The following is an 11,795-nucleotide window of genomic DNA, read 5'->3' as shown; positions in this document are numbered from 1 at the left end:
GTTGTGGCGGGCAGCGCGAGAGTTTTAGGTGATTTGAGGCTCCAGCACTTTGCTGTAAAGCGCTGGCAGCTATCAATTTTGATGTGCCGACGCGACCGATTCATATATCAGCCGCAAGGTGCTGCTGAATCCGCTCCAGCGCCTCTCGCGCCCCCAGCGCAATCTCAATCGCATCCGGGTTGTGAATACTGGCCTCGCGCAGGTTGATGCGCACCAGCGCGCTGCCGCGCTGCTGCATGCGCCGGGTGAAGTTGCGCACGGTGGGCACGGCGCGGCCAGCGCCGATTTCGATCACCAGCGGGGCGGTGGTGCTGTCCAGCCACATGTCGAGCAGCATGCGCTGCTGCTGGCTGCGGGTGTCGTTCCAGTGCCGGTCGTCAAACATCAGCACATTGGGCCGCGCCAGCGCGCCGCAGCGTGGGCAGTGGGGCAGTTCGCCCTGCCACTGGCAAGCGGCTTCGTCCACCTGCGGGTGCAGGTGGGCCGTGGGCCAGATCTCGCCGCTGCAATGGGCCGTGCATTGCAGGCGGTGGATGGAGCCGTGGCATTCATGAACGCGGGCCGTGGGAAAACCCGCTTTTTGAAAGTGCCCATCGACGTTGCTGGTGAAGACGAAGCAGCCCTGCGCCATGCGCTGGCCCCAGGCGTGGAGCACCCCAAACCCGGCGTGTGGCGCGGTGGCGCGGTACAGATTGAGCCGGTGGCCGTAGAAGCCCCAAGCGGTCAAGGGGACCTGTTCAAACGCCGGGGGCGAGGCGATGGTTTGAAAGCAGAGCCCTTGCCGACCCAGCGCGGGGTAGGCGCGCAAAAAGCCTTCGTCGCCCCGAAAATCCGGCAGGCCCGAGTCAATGCCCATGCCCGCGCCTGCGGCAATGACCAGGGCCTTGGCGCTGCCGATCAGGCGTGCGGCTTGGGCCAGTTTTTCTTCGAGCAGGAAGTCGGTGTGCCGGTCGGCCTCAGCGCGGATGTGCCAGGTGTCGGTGTCAGCCTGGTGCTCCAGCACGTCACCCCGCAGGGCGTGGCGCAGGTCGATGGCGTGCTGGTAGCCAATGCGCAGGCGGCGCTGCAGGTGGGAGATGCCGGTATCGTTGGCGTGCAGCACGGCCCGGCGGGCGTGGTAGTACAGCGGGTCGTGGGGTGTTTTGGGCATGGGTGCTCCTTCTTTGATAGCTTCTGGCGCTTGATGGATAAGGGCTAGAGGCCAATTTGGCTATAAAGAAGAATCAGTATCCACAGGGCTGCGTCAACAGGTGTCGTACGCAGTGCCCTGGCCCGGGGCGAACTACAGCGCCAGCTTTTTCAGATATTCACGGAAGTGTTTGCCCACCTGAGGGTGCTGCAAAGCCAGTTCCACCGTCGCTTCCAAAAAACCTTCCTTGCTGCCGCAGTCGTAGCGCTTGCCTTCGTACTGGAAGGCGTACACGGCTTCGTGCTGCATCAGGCGGGCGATACCGTCGGTGAGCTGGATCTCGCCGCCCACGCCGCGTGGCTGGTTGCGGATCTCGTCGAAAACGCCGGGCGTGAGGATGTAGCGGCCGGCCACGCCCATGCGCGAGGGGGCGACATCGGCCTTGGGCTTTTCCACGATGCGTTCAATGCGGATCAGCGGGCCGCCAGCGGATTCACCGGCCACGATGCCGTATTTGTGGACCTGGTCTTCCGGCACTTCCTGCACCGCGATGACCGAGCGGCCTTGCTGGCGGAAGGCGGTGGCCATCTGGGCCAGCACGGGCTGGCCGCCTGGGGGGCCCACCATCAGGTCGTCGGCCAGCAGCACGGCAAAGGGCTCCTTGCCCACCAGCGGCTCGGCGCACAACACGGCGTGGCCCAGCCCCAGCGAGCGGGGCTGGCGCACAAAGGCGCAGTCCATGTCGTCGGGCTGGATGGAGCGCACCAGCGCCAGCAGTTCCTTCTTGCCGGCGGCTTCGAGTTCGGCCTCCAGCTCATACGCCGTGTCGAAATGGTCTTCGATGGCGCGCTTGCTGCGGCCGGTCACGAAGATCATGTGGCGGATGCCAGCGGCATAAGCCTCTTCCACAGCGTACTGAATCAGCGGCTTGTCAACCACGGGCAGCATTTCCTTCGGAGACGCCTTGGTGGCGGGCAGAAAACGGGTGCCCAGGCCAGCGACGGGAAATACGGCTTTGCGAACGGTGGTGGCAACAGTCATGAGACTCCTTGAGTGAAGACAGGGATTCGGGGTGTTGTGGTCGTCGTGGATATGCAAGTGTCAGGCCAGAGCTGCCCGGCCCTTCACTTTTGTTCTGTCAGCCCAGGCGGCCCAGCTGGTCGCGCAGGCGGGTCAGCGTGGCGCCGAAGTCAGCGATGCGCTTCTTTTCCTGGTCGATCACGGCCGGTGGGGCCTTGGCCACAAAGGCTTCGTTCGAGAGCTTGTTGTTGGCCTTGGCGACTTCGCCTTCGATGCGGGCGATTTCCTTGGACAAGCGGGCCTTCTCGGCGGCCACGTCAATCTCCATGTACAGCGCCAGCCGAGCTTCGCCCACCACGGCCACGGGGGCGGCCTGTGCGGCGGCGGCCCAGGCGGCTTCGTCGTCAAACACTTTCACTTCACTCAGTTTGGCCAGGGCCTGCAGCACCGGGGCCACGCCGCGCATGAAGTCGGTGTCGCCCACCACATACAGCGGCAGGCGGGTGGAGGGCGACACGTTCATCTCGCCACGCAGGGCGCGGCAGGCGTCCACCAGAGCTTTGACGCGGCCCATGTGGGCGATGGATTCCTCGTCGATTTTTTCGGGCTGGGCCTGGGGGTAGCGGGCAATGCTGACCGACTCGCCTTTCAAACCTGCCACAGGCGCCACCTTTTGCCACAGTTCTTCTGTGATGAACGGAATGATGGGGTGGGCCAGGCGCAGGATGGCTTCGAGGGTGCGGATCAGCGTGCGGCGCGTGGCGCGTTGCTGGGCGGCGTTTCCAGTCTGGATCTGCACCTTGGCGATTTCCAGGTACCAGTCGCAGAACTCGTTCCAGACGAAGTCATAGACCGTGTTGGCCACATTGTCGAGGCGGTACTCGGCAAAGCCCTTGGCCACTTCGGCCTCGACCTTTTGCAGTTGCGAGCTGATCCAGCGGTCGCACTGGCTGAAGTCCAGGTAGCCCTCGAACGCGCCGCCGCTCTGGCATTGCTCCTTGGTGTGCTCTTGCAGGCCGCAGTCCTGACCCTCGCAGTTCATCAGCACGAATCGGCTGGCGTTCCAGAGCTTGTTACAGAAGTTGCGGTAGCCTTCGCAGCGCTTGCTATCAAAATTGATAGACCTGCCCAGGCTGGCCAAGGCTGCGAAGGTGAAACGCAGCGCATCGGCGCCATAGGCTGGAATGCCCTCGGGGAACTCCTTTTGCGTGTTCTTGCGCACGGTGGGCGCGGTCTCGGGCTTGCGCAGGCCGGTGGTGCGCTTGTCGAGCAGGGGCTCCAGCGCAATGCCGTCGATCAGGTCCACGGGGTCGAGCACGTTGCCCTCACTCTTGCTCATCTTTTTACCCTGCGCGTCGCGCACCAGGCCGTGGATGTAGACATGCCTGAACGGCACGCGGCCGGTGAAGTGCGTGGTCATCATGATCATCCGGGCGACCCAGAAGAAGATGATGTCGTAGCCCGTGACCAGCACGGTGCTGGGCAGGTACAGGTCGAAATCCGAAACACCCGTTCGCGCTGAGCTTGTCGAAGCGTGGGCTCCGGCTTCGACAGGCTCAGCCCGAACGGCTTCAGGCCAGCCCATGGTGCTGAAGGGCACCAGCGCGGACGAATACCAGGTGTCGAGCACGTCCTCGTCGCGGCGCAGCTGCTTGCCCGGCGCCTTGGCCTGGGCCTCGGCTTCGTTGCGGGCCACGATCACGTTGCCGTCTTCGTCGTACCAGGCTGGAATCTGGTGGCCCCACCACAGCTGGCGGCTGATGCACCAGTCCTGGATGTTGTTCATCCACTGGTTGTAGGTGTTGACCCAGTTCTCGGGCACGAAGCTCACCTGGCCGGTGGCTACCGCGTCGATGGCCTTTTGCGCGATGCTCTTGCCGGTGGGGTCCTGGTCTGACACCTTGCTCATGGCTACGAACCACTGGTCGGTCAGCATGGGCTCGACCACTTGGCCGGTGCGGGTGCAAATCGGCACCATGAGCTTGTGCTTCTTCACCTCGACCAGCGCGCCGATGGCTTCCAGGTCGGCCACCACGGCCTTGCGGGCCACGAAGCGGTCCATGCCCTGGTACTTGGCGGGGGCGTTCTCGTTGATGGTGGCTTGCAGGGTCAGCACCACGATCATGGGCAGCTTGTGGCGCTGGCCCACGGCATAGTCGTTCTGGTCGTGCGCGGGCGTGACCTTGACTACGCCGGTGCCGAATTCCTTGTCCACGTAGTCATCGGCAATCACGGGGATCTGGCGGTCGCACAGCGGCAGGTTGACCATCTGGCCGATCAGGTGCTTGTAGCGCTCATCCTCGGGATGCACCATCACGGCCACGTCGCCCAGCATGGTTTCAGGGCGCGTGGTGGCCACCACGAGCTGGCCCGAGCCCGAAGCCGCAAGGCTTCCATCAGGGTCTACTAGCGGGTAGGCGATGTGCCACAGCGAGCCGTCTTTTTCTTCGTTTTCGACTTCCAGGTCGGATACGGCGGACTGGAGCTTGGGGTCCCAGTTCACGAGGCGCTTGCCGCGGTAGATCAGGCCCTGTTCGTACAGGCGCACGAAGGTTTCGGTGACGACCTTGCTGAGCTTGTCGTCCATGGTGAAGTATTCGCGGCTCCAGTCCACGCTGTCGCCCATGCGGCGCATTTGCGTGGTGATGGTGTTGCCCGACTTTTCTTTCCACTCCCACACTTTGCTCACAAAGTTCTTGCGCGCCTCGGGGGGCGTGGGGCCCATGTCGTGGCGGCTGATGCCTTGCTCCTGCAGCTGGCGCTCCACCACGATCTGCGTGGCAATGCCGGCGTGGTCGGTGCCTGGCACCCAGGCCGTGTTGAAACCCCGCATGCGGTGGTAGCGCGTGAGGCTGTCCATGATGGTCTGGTTGAACGCATGGCCCATGTGCAGCGTGCCCGTCACGTTGGGTGGCGGCAGCTGGATGGAGAAGGCCGGCTCGCCCGCCTGGGGAGCACCCGTGCCGCGAAAGCCCGCCGCGCCGTAGCCGCGGCGCTCCCACTCGGGGCCCCAGTGGGCTTCCAGGGCGGCGGGTTCGAAGGACTTGGAGAGGCTGTCGAGGCCGGGTTGTGCAGTGGTGTCGCTCATGGCGGGATCGCAAATGAAAACGGCATCCCCAAAGGATGCTGTCAGGTTGACTGGGGGCGGGATGCGTTGATTTTACCGGCCTGCCCGCACAGACCGGCAGCGCCGCGCCATTTTGGGTGTTTTTGGTCTCTGGCGCTTGATAAGCAAGCGCCAGCAGCTATCAAATACGGAGTGTCTAAGTCGTCTGCGGCGCGCCCATCGCACCACGGTGCCTGGTGCGCCGCAGGTGCCTGATCAAAGAATGCTCTCGACAATCCCGCCTTCCACGCGCAGGGCCGCGCCGGTGGTGGCGCTGGCCTGGGGCGAGGCGGTATAGACGCACAGGTTGGCCACTTCTTCGGGGGTGGCAAAGCGGCCAATCAGGCTGGAGGGGCGGTTTTCGCGGAAGAAGCGCACTTCCATCTCGGCCACCGTAATGCCTTGTTCGCGCGCCAGGTTGTCCATGAAGTCCACCACGCCTTCGGTGCGCGTAGGGCCGGGGAGGATGGTGTTGACCGTGACGCCGCTGCCCGCCAGCACCTTGGCCAGCCCGCGCGACAGGCCCTGCACGGCCGACTTGCTGACGCCGTAGTGCACCATGTCGGCCGGGATGTTGACGGCCGATTCGCTGGAGATAAACTGGATGCGGCCCCAGCCGCGTGCCTTCATGCCCTGCGCGTAGTGGCGCGACAGGCGCAGGCCGCTCATCACATTGGTCTGGAAGAAGTTTTCCCAGTCGGCATCGCTGATGGCAAAAAAATCCTGCGTGCCGTAGATGCCCAGGTTGTTGACCAGGATGTCGGTGTCGGGCAGCGCCGCGATCAGGGCCTGGCAGCCCGCTGCCGTGGCCAGGTCGGCGGCAATGCCCTGGGCTTGCAGCCCTTCGGCCTGCAAGGCGGCCACGGCGGCGTTCAGGCGTCCGGCATCGCGGGCGCTCAGGGTCACGCGGGCGCCGGCCTGGGCCAGCCCACGCGCAATGGCCAGGCCAATGCCCGAACTGGCACCGGTGACGACGGCGGTTTTTCCGGAGAGATCAATGTGCATGAGAGTGCCTCGAAAGTGAAGAAAAAAGGCGCCCGCCCCGGTGGGGTAGGGCGCCTGCATCAGCCCCGCAGGGGCCCGGAGTTTATTGCTTGACGGCTTCGATCTGCAGCACCAGGCGCACGTTCTTGGGGAAGCCCCAGTCGATGCCGTAGTTCACGCCAAAGGCCGTGCGGTCGATGGTGGTTTCAAAGTCGCCACCGCACACTTCGCGCTTGAGCATGGGGTTCTCGTAGCAGGCAAACTGGTTGGCCTTGAGCGTGACGGGCTGGGTCTTGCCCAGCAGCGTCAGCTGGCCGTCCACAGCCGTGAGCTTGTCGCCGTTGAAGTGGAACTTGTCCGAGACAAACTTGGCCGTGGGGTGCTTTGCTGCGTCCAGCAGTTCGTTGCTTTGCAGGTGCTTGTCAAAAGCAGCGGTGCCGGTGTTGATCGAGGCAACGTCGAACGTGATCTCGACCTTGCCGCTCTTGCCGGCCTTGTCGAACTGCACGGTGCCTTCTTTCTTGTCAAAGCGGCCGCGGTTCACCGAGGCGCCAAAGTGGCCGATCTCGAAGGTGGCAAAGGTGTGCGTGGGGTCAATGGCGTAGGTGGCGGGGGCTGCGTGGGCGGTAGTGGCCAGCACGGCGGTGGCAGCAAGGGCGAAGAGGGATTTACGCATCGAAAACTCCTGAAAAAAAGGTTGGGGAAACGGGGGGAATAGAAAAAATCGATCAAAGCTTGCCCACGCCAGTCAGCGCGAGCTTGAATTTCACCTGCACATCGTCGGCCACCATCGAGGTGTCGGCCCATTCGTTCTCGCCGATCTTGAACGCCAGGCGCTTGAGCGGCAGCGTGCCGGTGGCTGTGGTGGTGGCGCCGCTTTGTGCCAGCGTCACCGGCACCACCACGTTCTGTGCGTTGCCTTTGATGGTGAGCGTGCCGGCCACTTCATATTTGCCCGCGCCCAGCGCCTTGATGGCGGAAGACGCGAACTGGGCCTGAGGGAACTTGGCCACGTTGAACCATGCGGGCTTGGGCAGCTCGGCATCGGTTTCGCGCGAGCCCAGGGTGGCGCTGCCGGTGTCCACCGTGAAGGCGATCTTGCTGGTGGCCAGTTTGGCGGGGTCAAAGTTGACTTGTGCATCAAACTTCTTGAAGTGGCCTTGCAGCGGCACGCCCATCTGGCGCGCGGTGAATTGCACTTCGCTCTGGGCGGGCACCAGTTTTTGCTGCGCCAGCGCAGGGGTGGCGGCCAGCAAGGCGGTGCTGCCCAGGGCCAGGGCGGAGAAGAAGGAAGCAATCTGCATGGGGGAAACTCCTGATGGGTTGGGCAACGGTGATCAGCGGCGGCCCGGCAGCATGCGCAGCAGCAGCCCGTCGCGGTCAATGAAATGGTGCTTGAGCGCAGCCGCCACATGCACCAGCACAAGAGCGGCCATGGCCAATGCGCTGAGCTTGTGCAGCGGTTTCAGGGCATCGGCCAGTTCTGGGCTGGCAGCAACGAAGTCGGGCAATTGCCAAAGCCCGAAAAGCACGAGGGGAAAGCCCGCCGCCGAGCTGTAGGCCCAGCCCAGCAAGGGCACGGCGAAAAACAGCAGGTACAGCAGGTGGTGCGCGCCGTGGTGCGCCAGTTGTTGCCATCGGGGCATGGCTTTTTCCACCTGTACCGGCAACTGCGGTGGCCGATGCACAAGCCGCCATGCCAGGCGCAGCAACGACAGCGCCAGGATGCTGACACCCGCCCACTTGTGCCAGTTGTAGAGCTTCAGGCGCTGGGGCGAAAACGGCAAATCGGCCATGTACAGGCCGACACCAAACAGGGCGATCAGCGCCATGCCCAGCAGCCAGTGCAGCAGCATGGCGGTGCGGGTGTAGCGCGGGGCGGTCTGGGCCTGGCCTTGATGGGAACGGTGCATTTCGGTGAAGGCAGTGAAAGAGGCCTGGAACCCCAAGTTGCGGGTGGTGCGCAAGCGGGGCCTTCAGGCGTGGTGGATCGAAGGTTCAAGTTTATGAAGCCACGGCGCTCGCGGGCTTCAGGGGAATTGACGGCTTAGTTCAAAATTACTGAACTGAGTGAGTGTCTACGCTCAAAGTTCCCCAATGCTCTGCACCCGCGAGCCACCAGGGAAAAGGCCGACAACGACGGTGTCGGCCCCTTGCGTCAGTGCTGCTTCAATGCGCGAGCGCGGCCTTTTTCCAGGCTGCGGCGGCGGCCTCACCGTCATTGCGCTGTTCTGCCAGTTCGGCAAGATGGCGCCAGGCACTGGCGCGCAGGCTGGCATCGGGCAAACGCGTGGTGGCCTGGGTCAGCAATTGCTGCGATTTGCCCCACAGTTCGCGTTTCAGGCAGGCCACGCCCGCCAGGTATTGCAGGCGGGCGTCGCGCGGATTGGCCAGTTGCGCGGATTCGAGGCGGGCCAGCCAGGTGGCGTCCAGGGTGTCCATGCCTGATTCGAGGGTGCGGACCAGCTTGAGCGCATGGTGGTCGGGCAGTGCGTCGGGCAGCGTCACCATGCGTTCCCACGCCGGCAGAAGCCAGGCCCTCACCTGCGCCGATTCGCCGCCGAGGGCTGCCAGCCGCTGGGCAGCGTGGATGGCCAGCTCCGGCATGGTGCGCTCGGATGGCTCCAGTTGCAGCCAGATCTGTTGCAGCTGGGCCGTGTCATGCGCGTTGCTGACGAGCTCGGTGGCCAGGCCGCGCACGATGCTCTGGGCTGCGTCCGCCGAGAAGGCATGGTGCTTGCCCAGCAGGCGCGCGGTGTCCAGCGCGTCCTCGGTCTGCCGTGCCAGGCGGCTGGCCTTGAGCCTGATGCGCAGCGCCAGCGTGCGCCGGGCGGCGCCCTGCGGCAGGGCGGCAAGCCGCTCAAGGGCTGTGCCGGCATCGCGGTCGTCGAGGTGCCAGCGCGCAGCACGCATCTGCACGCCGTCGCGCAGCTCTTGCTCCTGGGCAGTGCCGCCTGCCGGGGCCTGGTCCAGGGCCTGTTGCAAATGGCGGTCGCGCGTGGGGCGGTCCTGCAGCGCATGAGAGCTCTCGGCGGCCACCATGTGCGCCAGCGCCCTCAGGTGGTGGCCGTGAGGCACCTTTTCGCTGGCGGCGGTGAGCGCTTCTTCCTGGGTCAGTGCGGCCAGGGCCGCCTTGCGCGAGCGGATGAAGCGACCGGCAAGCAGGTGCGTCAAGGCATCGAGCATGGCGCCGTGCATGGCGCGCTCTTTTTGCTGAACGCGCCACCGGCGGGCCTGGTGGGGCAATTCGAGCATGGCGGCCAGCGCACGCAGCGCCGTGTACACCGTAATAAAGCCGCCCACCAGCAGCAAAACGACCATGTTCAGGGACAGGTCGATGCGATAGGGGGGCCAGTACAGCGTGACGGTGCCCTGGTTGTTGCCCGCAAACAGGGCCGCAGCCACGGCCACGCCAAACAACGCCAAAAGCCAAAGTGCAGCACGCATATCAGTAGTCCAAAGCGCTGCGCGCCGGCCGGTGAAACGGGCGCAGCGCAGGCCAGTGCCCCCGCGCAAGGGCCGCCCCGCCGCGCTGGGGGCGTCCCCCTCCCGCCTCGCGCAGCGAAGCGAGAGAGGGGGAAGGCGCGAAGCGACTCAGGGGGAGCTTCATCATCTACCCGCAGCGGCCGTGGCCAGTGCGGAAAGGGTTTCGTCCAGGCGCGGCAGCTCGGCGGCCTTCATGCTGGCCTGGGCGGTTTGCAGCACGGCGGCTGCCGCCTGGGTGCGGCGCGAGGCGGGGTCGAAATATTTGTTGAGCGCCGCCGTGGCGGCGGTGAGGTCGGCGCGGGCCGATTCAAACTGGCGCGCCAGAACGCCCAGTCGGGCATTGAGCAACTTGAGCTTGAGGTTCTCGCGCAGGAAGAAAGTCTGCTCGGGCGCCAGCAAAATGGCCTCGGGCTGGTCGATGCGGCTCACGCGCACCAGGTTGCGGGCCTCGTCGCGCACCACTTCCCAGCTGCGTTGCAGCGTGGTTTGCCACCAGGGCTGTGCGCCCTGCGCCGCGGCATCCGGAGTGGCCGCAGCGGGCGCGGTGGCGGCCAGGCGGCGTGTGGCCGCAGCCAGCGCCACGGCGTTTTGCACGGGCAGCTCGTCGACCTGGCGCACCAGGTCATCGAGGCGGGCCAGCAGGCCGGCGGTGTCGGTCACTGTGGCACGGGTGAGACGGTCCAGGTCGCGGCCGATGGCACGCTGCACGGGGGCCAGGCGGGGCTGGGCGGCGCGCTCGATGCGCTGGTTGGCGCTTTTGAGGGCGGCCACCAGGGGCTCGAGGCTGCCGGTGAGCTGGGCCTGCTGCTGCGCCAGGCGAATGGCCGATTCGATATCGACCACCAGGTTCTCGTCGCGCGAGCGCGACAGGCTTTGCATCAGTTCTTCGAGCTGGCTGCGCTGCAGCGCCACTTCGCCCACACGGGCTTCTGTGACGGACAGGCGGGCAGCGGTGTCGCGCGCCAGCTCTTCGGCCTGGCGTGCCATGGTGCGTGCCTCGATGGCCTGGGCCCCGGAGTCGGCCGACTGGCGCGCGAGCTGCTCCTGGATGGTGTTCAGCTTTTGCCACAACAGCCCGCTGCTGACCAGCGCGGCCATGGCCACCGCGCCCAGCAGGTAAGTGCCGGTGTGCCGCGGCGTTGCGGTGGGTGCGACGCCTGTCGCCGAGCCAGCGCCGGGCACGGCAGCGGTCACCGGTGTGCCTGGGGCGGCTGTGACGGACGGGTCGGTATGGGGCTCGGGGCTCATGCCGCCGATTCTATCGAGGCCACCACGTCCTCCAATGCAGGTCGGCATTCCTGTACGTGGCCAAATCCGGCGGCGCGTGCGGCTTGCGCGATGCGCGGGTGCGTGGCCAGGGCGCGCGCTGCTTGCAGCGGAAGGCCCGGCGCGGCGCTGGCCAGGTGCGTGAGGGCCTCCGAGCTGCTCAAAAGCCACCACGATCCGTCGCCTGCGGCCGCATGGGCCAGCGCGGTCTGTTCGGGCGTGAGCTGCGGGGCGCCGCGGGTGTAGGCCACCACGAAATCCACCGTGGCGCCGGCCTGCTCGATCTGGCGCGCCAGCCAGTCCCGGCCTTGGCCGGAGCCGGGCGCCGCCCCTGCGGCGCAGCCGCGCACGATGAGAATGCGGTCGCCCGCGCGTACCTGTGGCGCTACCTGCTGCCACAGCGTTTCCGATTCAAACTGCATGGCGTCGGGCGCCGGGCTGTCGATGCAATCGCGGGAAACCCCCGCGCGCAGCAGCGCCCGCACGGTTCCGGGGCCAGGTGCCCATGCTCTTGTTTCGATAGCTATTGGCGCTTTATCTGTAATCGCTAGAGCCTCTTTTGACTCATTTTTTGTAAAAAAGCATTCCACGGCGTTGCCGCTGACAAACATGGCGGCACGGTAGCTGTCGAGGTGTGCGCGGGCCTGGGCGAGCGCGGCCTGCGCAGCGGGGTCGGTGCAGGCGCCAATGGCGATCAGGGGCAGCGCCGTGGCGGCATGGCCGCGCGCGCCCAGTTGTTCGACCCAGTGCGCGGCTTCGCGCGCTGGTCGTGTGACGATGATCCGGGCGCTGGCCACCGCAGGC

At 65.7% G+C, this 11,795-nt stretch carries 10 protein-coding genes; all 10 read right to left on the bottom strand.

Features of this window, described 5'->3' with window-relative positions; all coding sequences use genetic code 11:
• Positions 1-100: 100 nt before the first annotated feature.
• Positions 101-1,150 carry a Sir2 family NAD-dependent protein deacetylase gene (locus tag CCX87_RS13440; protein ID WP_087747017.1) on the bottom strand — a complete coding sequence of 350 codons (1,050 nt, stop codon included), beginning with the start codon at positions 1,148-1,150 and terminating at the stop codon, positions 101-103.
• 132 nt (positions 1,151-1,282) lie between these two features.
• Positions 1,283-2,170: a UTP--glucose-1-phosphate uridylyltransferase GalU gene (gene galU / locus CCX87_RS13435; protein ID WP_087747015.1), complete on the bottom strand. Its 888-nt coding sequence runs from the start codon at positions 2,168-2,170 to the stop codon at positions 1,283-1,285.
• A gap of 97 nt (positions 2,171-2,267) precedes the next feature.
• Positions 2,268-5,237, bottom strand: coding sequence for a valine--tRNA ligase (locus CCX87_RS13430; protein WP_087747013.1), 2,970 nt, complete (start codon positions 5,235-5,237; stop codon positions 2,268-2,270).
• Between the two features lie 234 nt (positions 5,238-5,471).
• Positions 5,472-6,260 carry an SDR family NAD(P)-dependent oxidoreductase gene (locus CCX87_RS13425; protein ID WP_087747011.1) on the bottom strand — a complete coding sequence of 263 codons (789 nt, stop codon included), beginning with the start codon at positions 6,258-6,260 and terminating at the stop codon, positions 5,472-5,474.
• Positions 6,261-6,342: 82 nt separating this feature from the next.
• Complete coding sequence (locus tag CCX87_RS13420) at positions 6,343-6,915, bottom strand: YceI family protein (protein WP_087747009.1); 573 nt, start codon at positions 6,913-6,915, stop codon at positions 6,343-6,345.
• A 52-nt stretch (positions 6,916-6,967) separates the two neighbouring features.
• Positions 6,968-7,543 carry a YceI family protein gene (locus CCX87_RS13415; RefSeq protein WP_087747007.1) on the bottom strand — a complete coding sequence of 192 codons (576 nt, stop codon included), beginning with the start codon at positions 7,541-7,543 and terminating at the stop codon, positions 6,968-6,970.
• Positions 7,544-7,576: 33 nt separating this feature from the next.
• Positions 7,577-8,152: a cytochrome b gene (locus CCX87_RS13410; RefSeq protein WP_087748337.1), complete on the bottom strand. Its 576-nt coding sequence runs from the start codon at positions 8,150-8,152 to the stop codon at positions 7,577-7,579.
• A 256-nt stretch (positions 8,153-8,408) separates the two neighbouring features.
• On the bottom strand, positions 8,409-9,686 hold the full coding sequence (locus CCX87_RS13405) for a heme biosynthesis HemY N-terminal domain-containing protein (protein WP_087747004.1): 1,278 nt from the start codon (positions 9,684-9,686) through the stop codon (positions 8,409-8,411).
• A gap of 162 nt (positions 9,687-9,848) precedes the next feature.
• On the bottom strand, positions 9,849-10,973 hold the full coding sequence (locus CCX87_RS13400) for a uroporphyrinogen-III C-methyltransferase (protein ID WP_232476401.1): 1,125 nt from the start codon (positions 10,971-10,973) through the stop codon (positions 9,849-9,851).
• Positions 10,970-11,788, bottom strand: a complete 819-nt coding sequence (locus tag CCX87_RS13395; protein ID WP_088133054.1) for a uroporphyrinogen-III synthase — start codon at positions 11,786-11,788, stop codon at positions 10,970-10,972. Before CCX87_RS13395 ends, CCX87_RS13400 begins: the two co-directional genes overlap by 4 nt.
• Between the last annotated feature and the right edge of the window lie 7 nt (positions 11,789-11,795).

Source organism: Acidovorax sp. T1 (assembly GCF_002176815.1).
Lineage (GTDB): Bacteria > Pseudomonadota > Gammaproteobacteria > Burkholderiales > Burkholderiaceae_C > Acidovorax.
The sequence above is the reverse complement of the archived record's forward strand: the minus strand, read 5'-3'. Positions and strand labels throughout refer to the sequence as shown.